Below are 24,746 nucleotides of genomic sequence, written 5' to 3' on the forward strand. Positions count from 1 at the left end.
TTATGTTTAAAGAAATCTTCTTATTCGAAATAAAATACAGACTAAAGCGACCAGCCACCTGGGCCTATTTTGGAATTCTTTTAGTTTTTGGGCTTATTATCTCTATTAGTGGGGATGTTCCTGCATCAGAAAAGACCTTTGTGAATTCGCCTGTTTCAATTGCTAGAATGTTATCCATCATTAGTATTTTTGGCATCATGCTGGCTAGTGCTATAATGGGTGTGCCTGTTTACAGGGATATTGAGCACAAAACTAAGAACTACTACTTCTCTTATCCTATAAGTGAAAAAGGCTATATTTTAGGTCGGTTTTTGGGCTCTATGTCAATACTCTTCCTAATTACATTGGGCTTTCATATTGGATTAATTATAGGGTTTGAAATTGGACCCTATGCTGGTTTCACTGAGGCCGAACGCTTTACATCCTTAAATCTTTGGCATTATATCCAACCCACATTAGTATTATGCTGGACAAACTTTTTCTTTGCTGGTTGTATATTCTTTGCTTTAGTGAGTTTAACCAAAAAGGTGATGCTAGCCTATGCTGGAGGTGCCATTCTTTTCATCATATACTTAATCACATTAACGCTTACACAAGACATTGAAAACAAAGATTTAGTGAGTCTCTTAGACCCATTCGCTTTAGGTACCTACTCCAATATCATAAGGTATTGGACCCCAGTAGAACAAAACGCCCTAACCATTCCAATTTCAGGCTTACTTTTTTGGAATCGCTTACTCTGGGTAGGCATAGGCCTTCTAGCTTTTCTGTTCACCCTCTTTAAATTTGACTTTATTACGTTCGTGAATGATAATTATAAGTCCAAAAAAAGAGATAAAAACTTAGACGAATCTAATCCTTCGGCGGCTTTAACAAAAGTGCCAAAAGTAACTCAAGTATTTTCAGGAAAACTAAGCCTTAACCTTTTATTTAGTCTCGCCTTTATGGAGTTCAAAAATATTATAAGGGACAACTTTTTTAAGGCCATATTAATCGCAGCAGTTGCCTTTTTACTATTCGATGCGTTTTATGGATTTCCAGTCTATGGCACCCCATCATTGCCGCTGACATACTATATGCTAGAAGTAAAGGATTTTAATTTTGTGATTCTCATCTTTGTCCTCATTGTGTTTATGACTGGGGAAGTATTACATAGAGAACGCACTGTTAATTACAATCAAATATTTGGTGCCCTTCCTTTATCAAATCGCTTAGTATACGCTTCAAAATTTTTAGCGCTAGTTATGGTGAGTTTCGTTCTTGTTAACATGGTTTTGGTTAGTGGCGTTTTAACACAGATTGCCAAAGGGTATTTTAATTTTGAATTTGACATGTATTTTATTGACTTATACCTCATCGAATTTCCTAAATATATTACCTTCATTTTACTTGCCTTTTTTGTGCATTCCGTTGTTACAAAAAAGTTTATGGGTCACGTTATTGCAATAGCCATTTGGGCTTTACTGTTTGCATTAAATAGCTTTGTTGATGTAAATAACAATCTCTATTTGTATGGTTATGCGCCAAGATATGTCCTTTCAGACATGAATGGATTTGGTCATTTTGGTACAGCCTTATTTTGGTTTAGAACCTATTGGTTGGCATGTGGTTTTGTTTTGCTTGTTATTGGCTATATGTTCTGGAAGCGTGGTACCGATTCTGGACGAAAAGCACGCTGGCAAATAGCCAAAGAACGTCTTAACATAAAAACAGTTGGTACCTTTAGTTTATTATTTATTGTTTTTATTGCCTCTGGTGCCTTTATAAATTACAATACTAAAACAGTCAATAAATACCGTACCGTTAAACAAGGGATATTAGGTCAAGCTGAATATGAAAAGCAATTAAACAAATATGACCAAATTGCCCAACCCAAAGTCATAGATGTTAAGGTAAATGCCGATCTATTCCCTGAAAAAAGAAGTGCCAAAATAAAAGCAACCTACCTAATGGTGAATAAGTCCACTGAGGTTATTGATTCGTTACATCTACTATGGGGCGCTGAGGGCTTGCTGAAAAAAGAAATAAATACATTTACCATTGACGGTGAAAAACCAATTTTGGGCAAGCGCTATGACGATTTTGGTTATGAAATTTATGCTTTTGACCAACCGTTAAAACCTAATGATACGGTTAAAATGATATTGGAGGTTACAGGCTCTTATAAAGGATTCCCTAATGAAGGTATGGGTTCAGACATTGTCTATAATGGCACATTTCTGAACAATGATTTTTTTCCTTCTTTTGGTTATAATACTGGAGGGGAGTTAACCAGTGATAAAGACCGAAAAAAGCATGATCTTCCTGTAAAAGACTATCAATTACCCGACCAAAATGATGTCTGGGGACTTAGTAATTTATTATTTAATAATGATGCGGATTATGTGACTTTTGAGGGGACTGTAAGCACAGCTCCAGATCAAATTGCCATAATGCCAGGCTATTTACAAAAAGCATGGGAAGAAAATGGACGTAAATATTACACATATAAAATGGAAGGTGAGCTTGACTTTTTCTATAATATTTCTTCAGCCAATTATAATGTGCATAAAGAAGTCTGGAATGGTAATTCAGGTGAAACGGTGAATATAGAAATTTTCCATCACCCTTCGCACACCTACAATCTGGATCGGTTTACTAAATCTGTTAAACATTCTTTAGATTATTTTTCTGAAAGCTATGGTCCATATCAATATAGGCAGATGCGTATTTTAGAATTCCCGAGGTATGCATCCTTTGCGCAATCATTTCCTAATACCGTCCCATATTCTGAAAGCTTTGGCTGGGTTGGTGATTTTAGCGACCCCGAAGATATTGATTATGCCTATATGGTGACGGCCCATGAAGTTGCCCATCAATGGTGGGGACACCAAATCACGCCATCATCAACCAGGGGGTCTAATCAAATATCTGAATCTATGGCTGAATATTCATCGCTTATGGTTATGAAAAAAGAGTATGGTATTGATGCTATGCAAAAATTTCTAAAAAGAGAATTAGACCGCTATTTAAGGGGTAGAGCAAATGAAAGTAAGTTTGAAAAAACCTTACTAGATAATGACACACAAGCCTATGTTTGGTATCAAAAAGGAGGTCTTATTCTTTATGGTTTACAAGACCTTATTGGAGAGCGGAATTTAAATAATGGGTTTAAAGCCTATATGCATGCAGCCAAATTTAGAGAAAAAGCACCTTTTACAACAACTACCGAATGGTATGATTATATTAAATCTGTTACTCCGGATTCTATGCAGTATTATTTGGAAGATAGTTTTGAAAAAATCACTTTGTATTCAAATAAGGCCATAGAAGCGACCTATAAAAAGCTTGAAAATGACACCTATGAGGTGACCATTCATGTTGAAAGTAAAAAAGAATTCTTTGATGGCAATGGCACCCAGCTAGGTTCTAGTGAACAACCTAATCTGTTAGATATTGGCATTTTTGAAAACGATGGCAAAAACGAAAATGGCATGACCTCTAAATCTCCTCTCATGATTAAAAAAGAATGGATTAAATCCGGCAAATCTAAATATACCTTTATTACAAAAAAGCTGCCTATAAAAGCTGGAATTGACCCCTATAATAAAATGATTGACCTCATTCCAGATGATAATTTAATTACTATTAGTCCGGCGGAGGAGTAACCGCTAATAACAAAAACATCAATCACTAACGTGACTTTTATTATTTTTAAAGTATGAAAATTATCTCGACCAATATTGCAAAACCCAGAACTATTATTTGGAATGGTTCAGAGGTTAAAACAGGTATCTATAAAAAACCTGTACATGAACCTATTCTTTTGGGAAATCAAGGGGTTGAGCATGATGAGGTATCAGATAGAAACGTGCATGGCGGAGCGTTTAAAGCATGCTATTTATTTTCTGAAAATCATTATGATTACTGGAAAACCTTATACCCTACTCTGGAGTGGGGTTGGGGAATGTTTGGAGAAAACCTGACTGTTTCAGGTTTAAATGAAAAAGACATTCATATTGGTGATCTCTATAGAATTGGCGAAACACTTATTCAAGTCACACAACCTAGAGAACCTTGCTTCAAGTTTGGTGCTAAATTTGGATCGCAAAATGTATTAAAGCAGTTTATTGACTATGGGTACTCTGGCACTTATATCCGTGTTTTAGAAGAAGGCTATGTGCAAACTGGCGACGTAATAGAATTAGTTGCCAAAGCAAAAGACAGCATAAGTACTTGGCAGTTCTTTAAATTACTTTACAGTCAAGAAAAAAATATGGACCATATTAAGCGAATACTGGATAATAACGCCCTTCCTCAACGAAAAAGAGATAAACTGAAAGCATTTCTAAAATAGTCTTGAATAGGTTTGTCATATCTTTGCAACAAATAAAATTAGATGTCATTTAAAGACTTAAAACTCAACAGACCTATTTTAAGGGCTATAGCCGAAGCGGGATATGATAACCCAACATTAGTACAAGAAAAAACTATTCCTAAGGTATTAGAAGGAAAAGACATTATTGTATCAGCCCAAACAGGAACGGGTAAAACGGCAGCCTTTGCCTTGCCTATTTTACAAGGCCTTTTTGATAGACAAGACGCGCCTAAAAAGGGAAAAACTATAAAAGCCCTTATTGTAAGTCCTACGAGAGAATTGGCCCAACAGATTGGTGATAATTTTAAATCTTATAGTAGCTATACAAATTTAACCACCACTGTTATTTATGGTGGCACCTCAATAGAACCTCAAAAAGACATCCTAAAAAAAGGGGTTGATATTCTCATTGCAACGCCAGGACGCTTATTAGATTTGCACAAGCAAGATATTATTAATTTAGACTATGTTGAAACATTGGTTTTGGATGAGGCAGACCTTATGTTGGAAATGGGGTTTATAGATGATGTAAAAAAAATAGAACGCCTTTGCACGCGTGATAAACAGATCCTCTTATTCTCTGCAACAATTCCATATAAAGTGGAACAATTAGCTTCTTCTATATTAAATGCACCAGAGCGCATTGAGGTAGCGCAAAACGCATCAACTTCAAAAAATGTAAATCAGTTACTTTATTACGTTCCTAAAAAGAATAAAATAGAACTCTGCCTGCACCTATTACGAAATACAATTAAAGGTAATATTATCATTTTTAGACGGACAAAATTTGGTGTTGATAAATTAGAAAAAACCCTATTAAAAAATGGCTATAAAGCGGATAGTATTCATGGTGATAAAAGCCAAATAGCAAGACAAGAGGCTCTAAATAAATTTAAGAAAGGGGATGTTTCCATTTTAATAGCCACAGATGTAGCAGCAAGGGGTATTGATATAAATAATTTGGATGCCGTAGTCAATTTTGATTTGCCTAATATCCCTGAAACGTATGTTCATAGGATAGGAAGAACCGCTAGAGCTGGTAAATCTGGAATGGCATACTCTTTATGTTCCGCCGATGAAAAAAACTATGTGCAATCGATACAACAACTCATTCATTTGCAGTTAGAAATTATTGAAGAGCACCCCTACCCTTTAGATCCAAAAGCAAAACCCATTGTTCACAAATCTAAAAAAACAGGCAGTAAACATAAAAAAGGAAGGAAAAGTGAGGCGTCCAAAAAGAAAAAGAAGCGCTGGTATTAGAATGCGGCTTATTTTCTTTATAACCAAATGATTATATTTAAAATTCTAAACGAATAATATGAATTTTAAAAGTTTCATTATTCTTTTGGCCATACTGTATTCATTCCAATCCTGTAAGAATACAACTGAGCATGAAAGACCAAATATTATTTTTATAATGATGGATGATCTTGGTTATGGTCAATTTGGGGTTTATAATGATACCATTACAATCCAAGACTTTAATCCCTATTTTGTTCATTTAGTAGATAGCTTAGAAGGTTATTCTTTGAATAAATCTCTCGAGTTTTCCAAATTGGCTATTCCAACACTTTCTAAGCTTGCCAATGAAGGAATTACTTTTACTAATGCCTATACGTCAAGTAATATTTGTGCTCCGTCTAGGTTAGGCATTGCTACCGGTACTTCTCAAAGTAAATTTGGAGTTTATACCAACGTGGATTGCGAAAAATCTGGATTGAAACCTAATACCCATTTAGCAGATGTACTAAAAAAACAACATTATAAAACGGCTCATATTGGTAAATGGCATATAGGGAAAAGGGACGACCAAATAATCAAAGCTATTCTAGAAAACGAAAAACGCGCAGAAAACGGGAGTTTATCAAAATTAGATCGTTCTAAGACTAAATTAAAGAATAAGATTAAAAATAGTGGTTACGTGGGGTCTGTTTCAAAAGAACAACATCCATTAAACAATGGGTTTGACTATTATTATGGCTATAACCATTGGGCAAGTAATTTCTACAATGCCACAAATGTTTGGGAAAATTTTAAGCATGCGGGACTTCAAAAAAATTATAATACCGATACATTTACAGATAAAGCTATAGACTTTATGGATGTACAAATTAAAAATAATGATCCTTTTTATATCCAAATTCATTACCATGCCGTTCATGACTCACTAGAGCCTGTAGCACCAAAAAAATATTATAATAGATTTGATTCAAAATCACATATCCTAAATAATTTTTATGCTCATATTTATGGGGTTGACTCCAATGTCAATAGAATTATAAAATTTCTAAAATCTAAAAAGAAATACAAAAACACCCTAATTGTTTTTACCTCTGATAATGGAGCCATGTCTGCCGGATCATATAACGGACACAAAACGGGATCTCCATTACCCGCAAATACGCCTTTTTCAGGGCACAAAGGCACTTACTATCAAGGCGGCATTAGAGTTCCAATGTTTTTACATTGGCCACAGGGTATAACCAATAAAGGGATTAAGGATAAATTAATATCAACTATGGATATTCTTCCCACCGCAATTGATGTTTCTGGTGGTGAAATACCAAAACATATTGATGGGAAAAGTTTACTCCCTTTGATTAATGAAAACCGGTCGATACATAAATATTTAACTTGGTCTGGTATGCACTCCTATAAATGGGGATACCTTATTACCAAAACAACAAAAACACATAGTACTGAATCTAAACACGCTCCACCAGCTTGGGTTGTTATAAAAGACGAGTATTTATTGCGTTATACAGGGACCCTAGAACCAGGAGTCTACTTAGATCATTTAGAAGGAAGGGCCCCAATAGTTGAGCTTTTTAATATTAAAAATGATCCGGCTGAATTACATAATGTGGCGCATAGTTACCCGGAAGTAGTTAAAGAACTTTCAGAATTGTATTTTAAAGATTCTAAAAATGACCGCCCACCTACCGATTGGAAAAATACAAAATGGGATGAGCTTAAAAATAAAATATAACACTATGGAGGCATGCAATTACATCATTGAAAGCTTACAATTAGAACCACACCCTGAAGGCGGCTTTTACAAAGAAACCTATAGAAGTGAAGGCATCATTAATCAGGATAGCTTAGGCAAGGAGCTTGAAGGTGAACGAAATTATTCTACCTGTATTTACTTCCTATTAACCTCTGATACATTTTCGGCTTTTCACAGAATAAAGCAGGACGAGATTTGGCATTTTTATAAGGGAACCCCAATTATATTGCATACTATTTCAGCAGAAGGGCATTACAATTCAGTAGTTATTGGTAATCATGTAGAAAAAGGTGAATTACCCCAATACATGGTACCAGCGGGGTATTGGTTTGCTGCTGAAGTCACTCATGAAAACACCTATGCCCTATTGGGTTGCACGGTATCTCCTGGGTTTGATTTTAAAGATTTTGAATTGGCTAATAGAGCATCTTTAATAACCACTTTTCCCAAACATAAAGCCATAATAACGAAACTGACTAGGCTTTAGATTTTGATTCCTGAAAACCCTTCCATGGTATAAAACATTTTTAACCTAAGTCAATTTTATTTTGGACACCATAAAGTAAAACGGTAATTCCTTTGTTTGCCATACTAACGATGCTTGGATTATATTACATCTAAACGTTTATTAAACATATAGTCCTAAGTATGAGGCTATGCTTTATTTACAAAAATCACCTATTCTATTAAAAAATCAAAATAAGTATTTGGAAATGGCTCATTTCTCAGTGTAAAATGCCACCATTCCTTTGGATAATTCCTAAATCCATGTTTAAGCATTAGAGATTGTAAAAGATTCCTGTTTTTTTGCTGCTTTTCAGTAATACCGTTATAATTCACCCAAGAAATTTCACCGAAAAAATCGTAGGGGCTGCCCATGTCTAATGGTTCTCCTGTATTACCATCAATAATAGTTAAATCTACAGTGCTTCCTCGGCTATGTCCAGATCTACTTGCAATATAGCCCTCATTAAAGAGGTTGCTTTTCTGAACATCAGGATAGTACCTTTGTTTTGTAATGGTATCGGTTATTTCTCTTGCCCAGAGCACAAAGTGATTTACGGCTCTTTGAGGCCTGTATCCGTCATAAACTCTTAAGCATAAATTGCTTTCTTGTAGTTCTTCATGAACCTGTTTTAAAGCGCGAGCAGCCCCACTGGTGAGCACTAATTTATTAGCATGATAACCGTCAATAGGTTTGCCAACAAAATTATTTGAGGTAAAATAACGAAGTTCTATTTCTATATCATCAATGATTTCTTGAACCGATACAAAGCCATCCGGGATTTGAGCTATGAGATTCGCGGGCCAGAAACAAATAAAAAAGATGACAACATACTTCATACAATCTTGTAATTATGCTAATTTAGAAAATAAAATAATATGCTATTTAAAACACCCATAAATTTAAACTTAGATAATGCCGAGGTTGTTTATTACCCCAATTTTTTTAATGAAAATGAGGCTCAAAATTATTTCGAAAGTCTACTGCATAAGATAAAATGGCAACAAGATGATATTACTGTTTTTGGAAAGACCTATCCACAACCAAGGCTTACCGCATTTTTTTCGAATAATATTGAGACCTATAAATACAGTAATATTATAATGCATCCAATCCCCTTTAATGCAGAACTCGATGCGATAAAAAAAAAGATTGAGTCTGGATTACATATTGAATTTACAAGCTGTTTAGCTAATCTTTACAGAACGGGACAAGATAGTAATGGTTGGCATGCCGATGACGAAAAAGAGCTAGGTGAAAATCCAATTATCGCTTCAGTTTCTTTCGGCGCCTCACGAGTATTTCAATTAAAACATAAACATGACAAAGCTCTAAAAACGAAACTGCTGCTTGAAGACGGTAGTTTATTGTTAATGTCTGGAGAAACCCAGAAAAACTGGCTACATCAAATCCCTAAAACAAAAAAAATAATTGGGAAACGCATCAATTTAACATTTAGAATTATTGCATAAAAAAAACCGAGTTCCCTCAAACTCGGCTTTCTTTTAATTTGCTTTTTATATTATGAAGCTAGATTTGGGGTTTCCACATCAAGACCATAATGCAAATATTAATTAATTAATCCATTGAACTAAAAAGTGTGTTATTTAGTACACTCCAAATATATAATTCTTATTCATATAACAACGATTAAATACACCAATATTCGACGAAATGCATCTTTTTTTAACACTTATAGGTAAAATTTATACTATTATCGATGAAATGCATACTTATAGAAACTGTAAAAGCAAAAAAAGCACCCCTATAGGAGTGCTTTTTTACTAACTAACCAACCAAAATATGATTTACATTTCTAAAGTTTAAAGTAACCACTCAATAAACTTATGCTTGAATGTAATCAATTAAAAGAAATCAACTTTCATGCCAAAGACAATTAAGTGCTTTATTTATTTTTTATATCTTGGCTTGAAATGACAAAACAATTTTATGAATATTCAACCTATATTTACCAATGACACTATAGTATTTGGTCTACTCATGCTAGTTTTAGGATTGGTTTTTTACACCGCATCAAGTACTAATGCTTTTTGGAAAAAATTCTACAAATATATTCCTGCGCTATTATTAGCCTATATGCTTCCTGGAACACTCACAACTTTGGGCATTATTGCTCCAGAATGGACTTCAATAAATACCTCAGGAGAGGTTGTTGAACATCAATCACAGATATATTATATAGCGAGTAGGTACATGTTACCCGCCGCATTGGTATTACTGACATTAAGTATTGATTTAAAAGCTATCTTCAACCTAGGCCCCAAAGCTCTTATTATGTTTTTAACAGGCACTTTAGGCGTGATTATCGGGGGGCCACTAGCCATTTTGTGTGTTTCCATTTTTTCACCTGAAACCGTTGGTGGCGTAGGACCTGATGCCGTTTGGCGTGGTTTAGCCACCCTAGCAGGAAGCTGGATAGGTGGTGGCGCAAATCAAGCTGCTATGTTAGAGATTTATGGATATAACACAAGTAACTATGCCGGTTTTGTTATTGTAGACATCGTAGTTGCTAATATATGGATGGCAATTTTACTGCTTGGCATAGGTAAATCAGATAAAATAGATATCTGGTTGAAAGCAGATAACAGTGCTATCGAAACACTAAAGGAACGTGTGTCATCATACGCCGATAAAATATCGAGAAATCCAACCTTAACCGACTACATGATTATATTGGGCATCGCCTTTTCGGTTGTAGGCTTATCGCATTATGGTGCCAATACCATTTCAGCATTCTTAAAATCTAATTTTAGCATTGTCCAAGATAAATCTTCTGCTCTATCGTCCTTTGGCTCTTCATTTTTCTGGATGATAACCATAGCAACAGCCACCGGAATTGCACTATCATTTACAAAGTTAAAGCAATATGAAGGTGCTGGTGCGAGTAAAATAGGAAGTGTATTCATCTATATTCTTGTCGCCAGCATAGGCATGAAAATGGATTTAACCAAAATCACAGAAAATCCAGGTTTAATTATTATTGGTCTAATTTGGATGACAATACATGTTCTCCTACTAATTATAGTAGCTAAACTTATTCGAGCACCCTACTTCTTTTTGGCCGTTGGAAGCAAGGCCAATATAGGAGGAGCCGCTTCGGCCCCTGTGGTTGCGGCTGCCTTTCATCCGTCCTTAGCCACTGTTGGTGTCCTTTTGGCTGTTTTTGGATATGTTGTTGGAACTTATGGAGCCATGTTTTGTGCTGAACTCATGAAAATTGCTGCTGGTGGTTAGTATATAACTAATAATTATATGATATTTGCCCTCAAAATTTACAAAATTCAATGAAAAAAATAGCTTTATTACTTATTGCCATATCTATTATAGCTTGCGGAAACAAACAAAATGATTTAACCGTCAAGGCTCATATAAAAGGATTACAGAAAGGGACAGTTTATCTAAAAAAAATAGAAGATACAACTTTGGTGACTGTTGATTCCATGGCTATCAATGGACAAACTAATATTGAACTTTATAGTGCCCTAGATACCCCAGAGGTATTTTATCTATACCTAGATAAAAATAGTTTGAAAAAGGATGCCATTGCTTTTTTTGCCGATAAAGGTGTTACAGAAATTAATACAACTTTAAAAAACTTCATTTTTGATGCGGAAATCAAAGGATCTGAGCAACAAAAGGTTTGGGAAAAATATCAAAAATATATTTCTATAACTAACAATAGAAATTTAGATTTAATTAAAGAATCTTTTGAAGCACGAAAAGCGGGTGATACCTCTAAATTAAAAGCTATTGAAAAGGAGCAAAATAACGCCATAAAGCGCAAGTATTTGTACACTGTAAATTTCGCTCTTAATAATAAGGATAGTGAAGTTGCTCCTTACCTTGCGCTTTCTGAAATATATAATGCCAAATTAGAGCTATTAGACACCATAAACAAGTCATTAACGCCAAAAGTAAAAGCTTCAAAATATGGCGTACAACTGGATGAATTTATAAAGAGTATTGAACAATAATAAAAGCGATTACGCTATGCTAAAAAAAGCCTTTCTTACGAAAAGGCTTTTTTTATAGTACCACGTAACGTAATTATAAGGCAAAAAAAAACTTCACAAAAGTGAAGTTTTTAGAGCCGATGGAGGGACTCGAACCCACGACCTGCTGATTACAAATCAGCTGCTCTAGCCAGCTGAGCTACATCGGCATTTTAACGGGTGCAAATATAATATCTATAATGACATTTACAAGCAGTCCGTTAAAAAATTTTATCCAAGCTTATTAATTTTATCAATTAAAGCCTTCCCTTTATCCTCCAGTTCTTGCTTTATAGCTTTAAAATGTGCTTTTGGGTTTTCAACATTTTTATTATTTACCTTAGCTATCAACTCATCAAATGTTTCAATAGCTTCATCAATAATTGCTTCGCTTTTATCCGTATTTACGTTATATACAAGTTCAATAATATCACCTAAAACGTAATTAATATCTTTTTTTAAATCTCTAACATTTGCCATAATTTCTTATTTAAATTGGTTACAAAACTACACATAAACTTCCAAAAGCCCTGCATTTTTAGTATTAATTTCATAGTCCTTAATTGCCGCTGGTAGCAATAGAGTTTCCCCAGTATATAAATGCTCTTCAACCCCATTTGCAGCAATCGTAACCTCGCCTTCAACGCATATATAAATGATAAAAGAGTTCGTATGATTTACTTTTTGAATAGACTTATCTAAACTTAAATAACTGGTTGTAAAATATGGGCACGCCACCATTTCATTCGATACATTTTTAGTTTTAGAATAAGGCACTCTAAAATTATCTGGCATATCAAAATCAAAAGCATCTATAGCCAAATCATTGTGCAGGTCTCTCTCATTGCCTTGATCATCCACCCTGTCCCAATCATAAACCCGGTACGTAATATCGCTAGTTTGTTGTATTTCGGCAAGCATAACGCCCGCTCCAATAGCATGCACCCTACCAACTTCAATAAAATAAGTATCTCCTTTTTTAACCTTATCAAAATTTAAGATCTTAGGAAGGGTTTTATTCTCCAAATGATATAAGTACTTTTCCTTAGTCATTTCTTGATTAAAGCCTACAATTAAGTTTGAATCGGCATCGGCCTGCATGACATACCACATTTCCGTTTTACCAAATGAATTGTGTCGTTCTGCAGCCAACTCATCATTGGGGTGTAATTGGATGGACAAATCTTCCTTAGCATCAATAAACTTAATCAACAAAGGAAACTTATTTTTAAATATTCTGTAATTCTGCAAACCTAAAAGGTCCTTACCAAATGCTTCTAATAGGTCCTTTAAAGACTGGTCTTTAAAAACCCCGTTCGCCACTATAGATGTATCGCCTTCAACATCACTTATTTCCCAACTTTCACCTATGTTAGGTAAATTAGAAACTTTATTAAGCTTTTCATTTAGTTTTTGACCGCCCCAAATTTTATCCTTTAAAATGGGATAAAACTTTAGAGGGTACCATTGTGGGTTCTTATTATCCTGAATATGTGACAAAATTTCTAGGTGTTTCGTAAAGCGTTATTTCTAATTGTAATGATGGACTTATTTTTGGTATTATCTTATTGTAGATTACAACGGCTATATTTTCTGCAGTAGGGTTTAAATCTTTAAATTCAGCAACCTCAAGATTTAAATTTTTGTGATCAAAGGCTTCCTCAATTTCGCTTTTAATAATGTCTTTTAAAATCTTTACATCAATAACAAAACCCGTTTCTTCATCAATCTCGCCTGTAACACTAACTATAAGTTCATAATTATGCCCATGAAAATTTGGATTGTTACATTTACCAAAAATGGCATCATTTTTCTCAAAACTCCAATCTTTCCTGTAGAGTCTATGCGCGGCATTAAAATGGGCTCTTCTACTGACTTTTACACTCATGATTTCACGTTTATATATTCATAAAACTTATCAAAAATCACCTTAAACCATTCTGTATACACATTTGAATTAAGAGCAATATCAGCTTTTATATCTTCTAAAGACATCCATTTCCAATGCGCTACTTCATCTGGATTTATTTCAGGCTCATCGTTATAATGACCAATCATTACATGGTCATACTCATGCTCTGTTAATCCATTATCAAATGGCGCCTTGTAAATAAATGATATGGATTCCTTCAAGTCAACTGTAAATCCCATTTCCTCATTCAAACGTCTTTTCCCCGCTTGCAGGTTTGATTCTCCATCACGTTGATGACTGCAACACGTATTAGTCCAAAGTCCAGGCGAATGGTACTTATCAAGTGCCCGTTGTTGCAACATCAATTCATTGTTGTCATTAAATATAAACACAGAAAATGCCCGGTGTAACAATGCCTTTTCATGCGCCTCCATTTTAGGCATCAGTCCTATCTGTTCATCTTGTTCATTAACAAGAATTACTTTTTCTTCTTCCATAGTCTAACAAAAATACCAACTAAATTATTAAAAAGTATATTTCTAAATAGAAAAATAAAATGATACTATAACTTATAATTCTAATGAACTAGAAATAGTATCTTTGCAACCCATTTGCACAAACATTTATGAGTTTTTTAAAAGAAATAGAACGCAGACGAACTTTTGGTATCATTTCGCACCCAGATGCCGGTAAAACGACGTTAACTGAGAAATTATTACTATTTGGTGGTGCCATTCAAGAAGCTGGTGCCGTTAAAAGTAATAAAATAAAAAAAGGGGCCACGAGTGATTTTATGGAAATTGAACGTCAACGTGGAATTTCGGTGGCTACTTCCGTACTGGCTTTTGAATACAATGGGATTAAAATAAATATTCTAGATACACCGGGTCATAAGGATTTTGCCGAAGATACGTTTAGAACACTTACGGCAGTAGACAGTGTTATTGTGGTTATTGACGTTGCAAAAGGTGTTGAGGAACAAACCGAAAAACTTGTTGAAGTTTGTAGGATGCGAAATATCCCTATGATTGTTTTTATAAACAAAATGGATCGTGAAGGGAAAGACGCCTTTGAATTGCTCGATGAAATAGAACAAAAACTTGGATTGACCGTTACACCGTTAAGTTTTCCAATTGGAATGGGCTATGATTTTAAGGGCATCTACAATATATGGGAAAAAAACATCAATCTTTTTAGTGGTGACAGCAGAAAAAATATAGAAGATACTATTGAGATTTCTGACCTTAAATCATCTGAATTAAATGATTTAGTTGGTGATACATCAGCAGAGACATTGCGTGAAGAAATAGAATTAGTTGAAGGTATTTATCCAGCATTTGATCATGAAGATTATCTAAATGGCACCTTACAACCTGTATTTTTCGGTTCTGCATTAAACAGTTTTGGGGTACGTGAACTATTAGACTGTTTTGTAGAAATTGCGCCCAAGCCAAGAGCCAAAGAAAGTGAAGAACGTCTTGTGAAGCCAGAAGAAAATAAATTTACTGGTTTTGTTTTTAAGATCCATGCTAATATGGATCCCAATCATAGAAACCGATTAGCTTTTATTAAAATTGTTTCTGGAGAATTTAAAAGAAACACGCCTTATTTGCACGTAAGGCATAATAAAAAAGTTAAATTTTCTAGTCCTAATGCCTTTTTTGCTGAAAAAAAGGAAATTGTAGACATTTCATTTCCAGGGGATATTGTTGGCTTACAAGATACCGGGAATTTTAAAATTGGAGATACATTAACGGAAGGTGAAAAGTTAAATTACAAAGGAGTTCCTAGTTTTTCTCCGGAACATTTTAGATATATAAATAATGCTGACCCTTTAAAATCAAAACAATTATTTAAGGGTATTGATCAATTAATGGATGAAGGTGTTGCACAATTATTCACTCTAGAGCTTAATGGACGAAAAGTAATTGGTACTGTTGGTGCACTGCAGTATGAAGTTATTCAATACAGATTAGAACATGAATATGGTGCCAAATGTACTTATGAAAACTTAAATGTTCATAAGGCATGTTGGGTAGATCCTTCTAACTCCAACACTGATGAATATAAAGAGTTCGTTAGGGTAAAGCAACGGTTTTTAGCAAAAGACAAGCAAAATCAACTTGTTTTTCTAGCCGATTCGATATTCTCCCTGCAAATGACACAGCAAAAATATCCTAACGTCAAATTACATTTTACATCTGAATTTTCATAGACCAAGATTACTTGGACTTAGGTAGATATAGAACATAAAAAAAGGCCCTTTGCGGCCTTTTTTTATGTTCTTTTTTATGACATTTTTGCGCTTATGCCTGACCAGTTGGTCCAAAATTTAGAGGAATAGACGGCTGCTCATAATCTTTAATTTCACCATGAGCTTGCTCGAATCTAGACACATTTTCTCCTAAAGCTTTCATTAAACGTTTGGCATGCTGTGGCGTAAGAATAATTCTTGATTTTACTTTATTTTTAGGTACTCCAGGCATAATATTTACAAAGTCCACTACAAACTCTGAAACCGAATGGTTAATTATTGCAAGGTTAGAATAGGTGCCTTCAGCAACCTTTTCATCCAATTCAATATTAATTTGCCCTTGTTTTGGCTTATCTTTTCCGTCTTCCATTATTGCTCTATTTATCGCTTTCACTGCAGCAAAAGCTATATTAATATATTGTTCTTAAATTAAAAAAGCCTTCAATTTAAAATACTGAAGGCTTTTGTTTTTCTAGATTCCTGCCTTCGCAGGAAAATATGTAATAAACCAATCTCACCAAGGTAAGACTGGTCTTTTAATTAATTATAATTCAATTCTTGCTTAACTTGCATCATTTCGTCAAACTCTTCTTTAGAGCCCACTATTATGTCGCTATAGTTTCTCATACCTGTACCTGCTGGAATTCTATGTCCAACAATTACATTCTCTTTCAAGCCTTCTAACGAATCAACCTTACCTGCTACTGCAGCTTCATTAAGTACTTTCGTTGTTTCTTGGAAAGATGCCGCTGAAATAAACGATTTAGTTTGAAGTGAAGCTCGAGTAATACCTTGAAGTATTGGCGTAGCTGTTGCTGGCTGAGCGTCTCTAGCTTCAACCAATGCCTTGTCTTCACGACGTAAAATAGAATTTTCATCCCTTAACTCACGTGGCGTTACAATTTGACCGGCTTTAAGAGTTGCCGAGTCACCTGCATTTTCAATAACTTTCTTACCAAAAATATCATCATTTTCCTTGATAAAATCAGCTTTATGAGCCAATTGATCTTCTAAGAAAATAGTATCACCAGAATCTATAATTCTAACTTTACGCATCATTTGTCTTACAACAACTTCAAAGTGCTTATCGTTAATTTTAACACCTTGTAAACGATATACTTCTTGTACTTCATTTACTAAGTATTGTTGTACCGCAGATGGGCCTTTGATATTTAAAATATCATTAGGTGTTATAGAACCATCTGATAAAGGCATACCCGCTTTAACATAATCATTCTCTTGAACAAGAATTTGATTAGATAACTTAACTAAGTATTTCTTAATATCACCAGTTTTAGACTCTATAATAATCTCACGATTACCTCTTTTGATTTTTCCGAAAGAAACAACACCATCAATAGCACTTACTACCGCAGGGTTAGAAGGGTTTCTCGCTTCAAACAATTCAGTTACACGAGGAAGACCACCAGTAATATCACCAGCTTTAGCAGACTTACGTGGTATCTTAACTAAGATCTTACCAACATTAATTTTCTCTTCATCATCAATCATTAAGTGTGCGCCAACTGGTAAATTGTAAGAACGGGTAGTTTCACCACTTTCATCAACAATATGAAGTGTTGGGATTAACTTTTTATTTCTTGATTCAGAAATTACCTTTTCTTGGAAACCAGTTTGCTCATCGATTTCAACTTGGTATGTTACCCCTTGTTCAATGTTTTCATATTTTACTTTACCAGCAAATTCTGAAATAATAACACCGTTATAAGGATCCCAAGTACATACTACATCACCTTTACTTAGTTTGTCACCATTTTTAATATTAATGGTAGAACCGTAAGGAATGTTATTAGTACTTAAAATAATACCTGTTTTCTTATCTATAAGTTTAAGTTCAGAAGTTCTAGAAATAACGATATCAATATCATTTCCTTCACTATCCTGACCTTTAACAGTTTTTAAATCTTCAATTTCAGCAACACCGTCAAACTTAACAGATAATTTGTTGTCTTCTGAAATGTTACCTGCAATACCACCTACGTGGAATGTTCTTAATGTTAATTGCGTTCCAGGTTCACCAATAGATTGTGCAGCAACTACACCTACAGCTTCACCACGTTGTACCATCTTACCGGTAGCCAAGTTACGGCCATAACATTTAGTACAAATACCTTTTAAGGCTTCACAAGTTAATGCTGAACGTACTTCTAAACTCTCAATAGGAGACGCTTGAATAGCTTTAGCTATATCATCCTCTATTAATTGCCCAGCTGAAACTAGCAACTCATCAGTTAATGGATTAAAGACGTCATTCAATGACACACGACCAACAATACGTTCCTCTAATGTCTCAACAACTTCGTCATTCTTTTTCAATGGCTCAACTTCAACACCTCTTAATGTTCCACAATCTTCAGTATTAATGATAACATCCTGAGATACATCAACCAAACGACGTGTTAAATATCCAGCATCTGCCGTTTTAAGAGCCGTATCTGCAAGACCTTTACGTGCACCGTGCGTTGATATAAAGTACTCTAAAATTGAAAGTCCTTCTTTAAAGTTAGATAAAATAGGATTTTCAATAATTTCACCACCACCTGCATTAGACTTTTTAGGTTTCGCCATTAATCCACGCATACCAGTAAGCTGACGAATCTGTTCTTTAGATCCACGAGCTCCAGAATCAAGCATCATAAACACCGAGTTAAACCCTTGCTGATCTTCTCTAATACGCTTCATTGATAATTCAGTCAATTCAGCATTTGTTGAAGTCCAAATATCAATAACTTGATTGTAACGTTCATTATTAGTAATAAGTCCCATATTATAGTTTCCAGTAATACCGTCAACTAATCCATTAGCCTTATCAATCATTCCTTGTTTTTCTGGTGGTATAATAATATCACCTAAACTAAATGATAATCCACCTTGGAAGGCAAACTTAAATCCTAGTGTTCTAATCGCATCTAAGAAATCAGAGGTTTCTGGAACTGAAGTTCTTTTAAGAATCTCTCCAATAATATCTCTTAACGATTTTTTAGTAAGTACTTGGTTGATATATCCTGCAGCTTCAGGTACATGTTGATTAAATAAAACTCTACCAACAGTAGTCTCAACAATCATTCTGTCAAGCTTCCCATCTTCATTAATATCAATAGTTCTTACTTTAATTCCTGCATTTAAGTCAACACGCTTTTCATTAAAAGCTATTTCAACCTCTTCTGGCGAATAGAAAGTTAATCCTTCACCTTGAATTGGCACTTCTGGAGTAGACGTTCTTAACTTGGTCATATAATAAAGACCAAGTACCATATCTTGAGAAGGTACCGTTACTGGTGAACCATTTGCAGGATTTAAAATATTATGTGATGCCAACATTAATAATTGACACTCCAATATTGCTTCAGGACCTAGAGGTAAATGCACAGCCATTTGATCCCCATCAAAATCCGCATTAAATGCAGTACACACTAATGGGTGCAATTGGATCGCTTTACCTTCAATTAATTTAGGCTGGAATGCCTGAATTCCTAAACGGTGTAATGTAGGCGCACGATTTAAAAGAACTGGATGTCCTTTTAAAACATTTTCCAAGATATCCCATACAACAGGTTCTCTTTTATCTATAATCTTCTTTGCAGATTTTACCGTTTTTACAATCCCTCTTTCAATCAATTTTCTAATTACGAAAGGCTTGTATAGCTCGGCAGCCATATTTTTAGGCAAACCACATTCAAACAGTTTCAATTCTGGTCCTACAACAATTACAGAACGTGCAGAATAATCAACACGCTTACCTAATAAGTTTTGACGAAAACGACCTTGTTTACCTTTTAAAGAATCTGAAAGTGATTTTAAAGGTCGGTTAGAATCCGTTTTTACTGCCGATGATTTACGCGTATTATCCAACAATGAATCCACAGATTCTTGTAACATACGCTTTTCATTACGTAAAATTACTTCTGGTGCTTTGATCTCTACCAATCGCTTTAGACGATTGTTACGAATAATAACACGACGGTATAAATCATTTAAATCAGACGTCGCAAAACGACCACCATCTAAAGGTACTAAAGGCCTTAATTCTGGCGGAATAATTGGAATTACTTTTAAGATCATCCATTCTGGACGATTCTCTCTGTTTAAATTAGATTCTTTTAAAGATTCTACAACTTGCAAACGCTTTAAAGCTTCTGTCTTACGTTGCTTAGACGTTTCAGTATTGGCTTTATGACGCAATTCATAAGATAATTCTTGTAAATCGATTCTAGCTAATAAGTCTATAAGACATTCAGCACCCATTTTAGCTAAAAACTTGTTTGGATCCTCATCATCTAAATACTGATTATCTTGCGGAAGCGTTTCAAGAATATTTAAATACTCTTCCTCAGTAAGGAAATCCATTTTTTGAATTGGCTCTCCTTCTTCATTTTTAGCATTACCAGGCTGTATTACTACGTAACGTTCGTAGTAAATAATCATATCTAATTTCTTAGAAGGTAAACCTAATAAATACCCTATTTTATTTGGTAAAGAACGGAAGTACCATATGTGCGCAACAGGAACAACTAAATTGATATGCCCTACGCGATCACGTCGTACTTTCTTTTCTGTTACTTCAACGCCACAACGGTCACAAACAATACCTTTGTAACGAATTCTTTTATATTTCCCACAAGCACACTCATAATCCTTTACAGGACCAAAAATACGCTCACAGAACAAACCATCACGTTCAGGTTTGTGAGTTCGATAATTGATAGTTTCAGGTTTTAAAACCTCACCTCTAGACTCTGCTAATATAGACTCTGGTGATGCTAAACCAATTGAGATTTTATTAAATCTCTTAACTGTATTTTTATCTTGTTTTCTTGCCATAATAAATGGTTGAAATGAATTTAATTAATTAACTACTCCTCTAATCTGATATCCAAACCTAAACCTTTCAATTCGTGCATTAACACGTTGAATGATTCTGGTAATCCTGGATCTGGCATTGGTTCACCTTTTACGATTGCTTCGTAAGTTTTAGCTCTTCCAATAACATCATCAGATTTTACAGTTAAGATCTCTCGTAAGGTACTTGATGCACCATATGCTTCAAGTGCCCAAACTTCCATCTCACCAAAACGCTGACCACCAAACTGTGCTTTACCACCTAATGGTTGTTGTGTTATTAATGAGTAAGGTCCTATAGAACGAGCGTGCATTTTATCATCTACCATGTGTCCTAGTTTCAACATGTAGATCACACCAACAGTTGCCGGTTGATCGAAACGTTGTCCAGTTCCACCATCGTATAAATACGTATGACCATATCTTGGAATACCTGCTTCATCAGTATATCCATTAATTTGATCAATTGTTGCACCATCAAAAATTGGTGTCGCATATTTGCGATCTAATTTTTGACCAGCCCAGCCTAATACCGTTTCATAAATCTGCCCAATGTTCATACGAGATGGTACACCAAGAGGGTTTAATACAATATCAACTGGCGTTCCATCTTCTAAGAATGGCATATCTTCTTGACGAACAATACGAGCAACAATACCTTTGTTACCGTGACGTCCTGCCATCTTATCTCCTACTTTCAGTTTACGTTTCTTAGCAATATAAACTTTTGCTAATTTGATAATACCAGCTGGCAATTCATCTCCAACAGAAATAGTAAACTTCTCACGACGTAAAGCCCCTTGAAGATCATTTTCCTTAATCTTATAGTTGTGAATTAAATCAGCTACTAATGTGTTAGTGTGCTCATCAGTCGTCCATTTTCCGGATACTAAGTGCGCATAATCATCAACAGCATTTAACATTTTAAGTGTGAATTTTTTACCTTTTGGTAAAACTTCTTCACCTAAATCATTATAGATACCTTGAGCTGTCTTTCCGTTAACAATAGCAAAAAGTTTATCTACTAAAACTTCTTGAAGTTCATCAAACTTTCTGTCATACTGAGCTTCTAAGGCAAGAATATCATCCTTATCCTGAGCTCTCTTACGCTTATCTTTTACTGCTCTAGCAAATAATTTTTTCTCGATAACAACACCATGTAATGAAGGTGAAGCTTTCAAAGAAGCATCTTTTACATCTCCAGCTTTATCTCCAAAGATTGCACGAAGTAATTTTTCTTCAGGTGTTGGATCAGATTCACCTTTTGGAGTAATCTTACCAATAAGAATATCTCCAGGTTTTACTTCGGCACCAACACGAATCATTCCGTTTTCGTCTAAATCTTTAGTAGCTTCTTCGGATACATTTGGAATATCATTAGTTAATTCTTCATTACCTAACTTCGTATCTCTTACTTCAAGAGAATACTCATCAATATGAATAGAGGTAAATATATCCTCACGAACAACTTTTTCAGAAATAACAATTGCATCCTCAAAGTTATACCCTTTCCATGGCATAAAGGCCACCTTCATATTTCTACCAAGGGCTAATTCTCCTTGTTGTGTAGCATAACCTTCACATAAAACTTGACCTTTGGTAACAATATCACCTTTAACCACAATAGGTTTAAGGTTAATAGATGTACCCTGATTCGTTTTTCTGAATTTAACTAATTGGTAAGTTTTAACATCACTATCAAAACTAACTTTAGCCTCATCTTCTGTACGATCGTATCTAATTTTTATTTCGTTAGCATCAACATAAAGTACTTCTCCTCGTCCTTCAGCATTAATCAATACTCTAGAATCTGAAGCTACTTGTCTTTCTAATCCTGTCCCTACAATTGGTGCATCTACTCTTAGCAGTGGCACTGCTTGACGCATCATGTTTGATCCCATCAAGGCTCTATTCGCATCATCATGCTCCAAAAATGGAATTAAAGACGCCGAAATAGATGAAATTTGATTAGGTGCAACATCCGTATAATGTAAGTCATTTGGATCAATTACAGGGAAGTCACCTTCCATTCTAGCAATTACCTTATCATGTAAAATTTTACCCTCCTCATCAACTTCAACAGTTGCTTGGGCGATTAATTTTTCTTCTTCCTCTTCAGCACTTAAATATGTTGGATCATTTTTAATATCAACAACACCATCAGTAACTTTTCTATATGGTGTTTCAATGAATCCCATTGAATTAACTTTCGCAAATACTGAAAGTGAAGAAATCAAACCAATATTTGGTCCCTCTGGTGTTTCAATAGGACAAAGTCTTCCGTAGTGCGTATAGTGAACATCACGAACCTCAAAACCTGCTCTTTCTCTTGATAAACCTCCAGGTCCAAGAGCTGACAAACGACGCTTATGCGTAATTTCAGCTAATGGATTGGTTTGATCCATAAATTGAGATAACTGGTTTGTACCAAAGAAAGAATTAATAACAGACGATAAGGTCTTAGCATTAATTAAATCGATTGGTGTAAATACCTCGTTATCACGCACGTTCATTCGCTCACGAATAGTTCTAGCCATACGCGCTAAACCAACTCCAAATTGAGATGATAATTGCTCTCCTACGGTACGCACACGACGGTTAGATAAGTGATCAATATCATCAATCTCAGCTTTAGAATTAATAAGCTCGATTAAATATTTTATTATAGTAATGATATCTTCTTTGGTAAGCACTTGCTTATCCATTCCAATATCTAATTGTAATTTCTTATTCATTCTATAACGACCTACTTCTCCTAAAGAGTAACGTTGGTCAGAAAAGAATAACTTATCTATAATTCCACGAGCCGTTTCCTCATCTGGCGGCTCTGCATTACGTAATTGTCTATAGATATGTTCAACAGCTTCTTTTTCAGAATTTGTTGGATCTTTTTGTAGTGTATTATGAATAATAGCATAATCACCTTGTTCAGTACTTTCTTTATGTAAAAGAACCGTTTTTACATCAGCATCAAGAATTTCATCTATATTTTCTTTATCAAGAATTGTATCACGATCAAGAACAATTTCATTACGCTCAATAGAAACAACCTCGCCCGTATCTTCATCAACAAAATCCTCATGCCATGTATTTAAAACACGTGCTGCTAATTTTCTTCCTAAGTACTTCTTTAATCCAGATTTTGATACTTTAACTTCTTCAGCTAAATCAAAAATCTCTAAAATATCTTTATCACGCTCAAAACCGATAGCACGGAAAAGCGTTGTAACAGGTAATTTTTTCTTTCTATCAATGTAAGCATACATCACCTGATTGATGTCTGTTGCAAACTCTATCCAAGATCCTTTAAATGGTATAACCCTTGCTGAATACAGTTTTGTTCCATTAGCATGGAAAGATTGGCCAAAGAATACCCCTGGCGAACGGTGTAATTGAGAAACTACTACACGTTCTGCACCATTGATACAAAAGGTACCAGAAGGTGTCATGTAAGGTATCGTTCCTAAGTAAACATCTTGAACAATGGTTTCGAAATCTTCATGTTCAGGATCTGTACAATATAACTTTAACCTTGCTTTAAGAGGGACGCTGTAAGTAAGACCTCTTTCTATACATTCTTCAATAGCGTATCTTGGTGGATCTACAAAGTAATCCAAAAACTCTAATACGAATTGATTACGAGAATCTGTAATTGGAAAGTTCTCCATGAAGGTGTTATATAACCCTTCATCACCCCTTTCCTCAGATTTTGTCTCTAATTGGAAAAAATCCTGGAAGGATTTTATCTGTATATCCAAGAAATCTGGATATGATGTCTTATTTCTAATAGACGAGAAATTTAATCTTTCAGCTTGTGTTGATAACATCAATG

At 34.8% G+C, this 24,746-nt stretch carries 17 protein-coding genes and 1 tRNA gene; 9 read left to right on the top strand and 9 right to left on the bottom strand.

All coding sequences use genetic code 11. The annotated features are described in order from the left end of the window. Positions 1-2 precede the first annotated feature (2 nt). From IE051_RS09325 to IE051_RS09345, 5 genes are read left to right on the top strand one after another with little or no spacing between them, the layout of a single operon-like run. Positions 3-3,647: an ABC transporter permease/M1 family aminopeptidase gene (locus IE051_RS09325; RefSeq protein WP_189360515.1), complete on the top strand. Its 3,645-nt coding sequence runs from the start codon at positions 3-5 to the stop codon at positions 3,645-3,647. A gap of 53 nt (positions 3,648-3,700) precedes the next feature. Continuing rightward, positions 3,701-4,336, top strand: coding sequence for an MOSC domain-containing protein (locus tag IE051_RS09330; protein ID WP_189360516.1), 636 nt, complete (start codon positions 3,701-3,703; stop codon positions 4,334-4,336). A gap of 42 nt (positions 4,337-4,378) precedes the next feature. Then, entirely contained in the window at positions 4,379-5,620 is a 1,242-nt protein-coding gene (locus IE051_RS09335; protein ID WP_189360517.1) for a DEAD/DEAH box helicase, read from the top strand. A gap of 58 nt (positions 5,621-5,678) precedes the next feature. After that, entirely contained in the window at positions 5,679-7,349 is a 1,671-nt protein-coding gene (locus IE051_RS09340) for a sulfatase family protein (RefSeq protein ID WP_189360518.1), read from the top strand. 4 nt (positions 7,350-7,353) lie between these two features. Next, a complete protein-coding gene (locus IE051_RS09345) occupies positions 7,354-7,857 on the top strand; it encodes a cupin domain-containing protein (RefSeq protein ID WP_189360519.1) in 504 nt (167 codons plus the stop codon). 191 nt (positions 7,858-8,048) lie between these two features. Here the strand turns inward: IE051_RS09345 and IE051_RS09350 are convergent, their stop codons facing one another. Continuing rightward, entirely contained in the window at positions 8,049-8,714 is a 666-nt protein-coding gene (locus IE051_RS09350; protein ID WP_189360520.1) for a M15 family metallopeptidase, read from the bottom strand. A gap of 39 nt (positions 8,715-8,753) precedes the next feature. On the opposite strand from IE051_RS09350, the gene IE051_RS09355 reads away from it, so the two are divergent. From IE051_RS09355 to IE051_RS09365, 3 genes are all read left to right on the top strand, one after another. Continuing rightward, positions 8,754-9,347, top strand: a complete 594-nt coding sequence (locus IE051_RS09355) for an alpha-ketoglutarate-dependent dioxygenase AlkB family protein (protein WP_189360521.1) — start codon at positions 8,754-8,756, stop codon at positions 9,345-9,347. A 478-nt stretch (positions 9,348-9,825) separates the two neighbouring features. After that, the gene (locus IE051_RS09360) at positions 9,826-11,130 is read left to right on the top strand and encodes a DUF819 family protein (protein ID WP_189360522.1); all 1,305 of its coding nucleotides are present in this window, start codon (positions 9,826-9,828) and stop codon (positions 11,128-11,130) included. A 50-nt stretch (positions 11,131-11,180) separates the two neighbouring features. Continuing rightward, complete coding sequence (locus IE051_RS09365) at positions 11,181-11,870, top strand: DUF4369 domain-containing protein (protein ID WP_189360523.1); 690 nt, start codon at positions 11,181-11,183, stop codon at positions 11,868-11,870. Positions 11,871-11,984: 114 nt separating this feature from the next. Here the strand turns inward: IE051_RS09365 and IE051_RS09370 are convergent. The 5 genes from IE051_RS09370 to idi form a co-directional block, all read right to left on the bottom strand. Further along, positions 11,985-12,058: transfer RNA gene (locus tag IE051_RS09370), tRNA-Thr, on the bottom strand. Between the two features lie 61 nt (positions 12,059-12,119). Then, positions 12,120-12,368 carry a hypothetical protein gene (locus IE051_RS09375; RefSeq protein WP_189360524.1) on the bottom strand — a complete coding sequence of 83 codons (249 nt, stop codon included), beginning with the start codon at positions 12,366-12,368 and terminating at the stop codon, positions 12,120-12,122. Positions 12,369-12,395: 27 nt separating this feature from the next. After that, the gene (locus tag IE051_RS09380; protein WP_229796771.1) at positions 12,396-13,388 is read right to left on the bottom strand and encodes a type I phosphomannose isomerase catalytic subunit; all 993 of its coding nucleotides are present in this window, start codon (positions 13,386-13,388) and stop codon (positions 12,396-12,398) included. Beyond that, positions 13,369-13,776, bottom strand: a complete 408-nt coding sequence (locus IE051_RS09385) for a 6-pyruvoyl trahydropterin synthase family protein (RefSeq protein WP_189360525.1) — start codon at positions 13,774-13,776, stop codon at positions 13,369-13,371. Before IE051_RS09385 ends, IE051_RS09380 begins: the two co-directional genes overlap by 20 nt. After that, positions 13,773-14,297: an isopentenyl-diphosphate Delta-isomerase gene (gene idi, locus IE051_RS09390; RefSeq protein WP_189360526.1), complete on the bottom strand. Its 525-nt coding sequence runs from the start codon at positions 14,295-14,297 to the stop codon at positions 13,773-13,775. Before idi ends, IE051_RS09385 begins: the two co-directional genes overlap by 4 nt. A 128-nt stretch (positions 14,298-14,425) precedes the next feature. Between idi and IE051_RS09395 the strand changes: the two genes are divergently transcribed. Further along, the gene (locus tag IE051_RS09395) at positions 14,426-16,015 is read left to right on the top strand and encodes a peptide chain release factor 3 (protein ID WP_189360527.1); all 1,590 of its coding nucleotides are present in this window, start codon (positions 14,426-14,428) and stop codon (positions 16,013-16,015) included. Positions 16,016-16,106: 91 nt separating this feature from the next. On the opposite strand, the gene IE051_RS09400 is transcribed toward IE051_RS09395, so the two are convergent. The 3 genes from IE051_RS09400 to rpoB form a co-directional block, all read right to left on the bottom strand. Next, positions 16,107-16,424, bottom strand: a complete 318-nt coding sequence (locus IE051_RS09400) for a DUF3467 domain-containing protein (protein ID WP_189360528.1) — start codon at positions 16,422-16,424, stop codon at positions 16,107-16,109. Positions 16,425-16,594: 170 nt separating this feature from the next. Next, positions 16,595-20,896, bottom strand: a complete 4,302-nt coding sequence (rpoC, locus tag IE051_RS09405; protein WP_189360529.1) for a DNA-directed RNA polymerase subunit beta' — start codon at positions 20,894-20,896, stop codon at positions 16,595-16,597. A gap of 32 nt (positions 20,897-20,928) precedes the next feature. Beyond that, on the bottom strand, positions 20,929-24,741 hold the full coding sequence (gene rpoB / locus IE051_RS09410; protein ID WP_189360530.1) for a DNA-directed RNA polymerase subunit beta: 3,813 nt from the start codon (positions 24,739-24,741) through the stop codon (positions 20,929-20,931). Positions 24,742-24,746: the final 5 nt, after the last annotated feature.

The sequence above is a fragment of the Algibacter mikhailovii genome, assembly GCF_014651495.1.
Lineage (GTDB): Bacteria > Bacteroidota > Bacteroidia > Flavobacteriales > Flavobacteriaceae > Algibacter_E > Algibacter_E mikhailovii.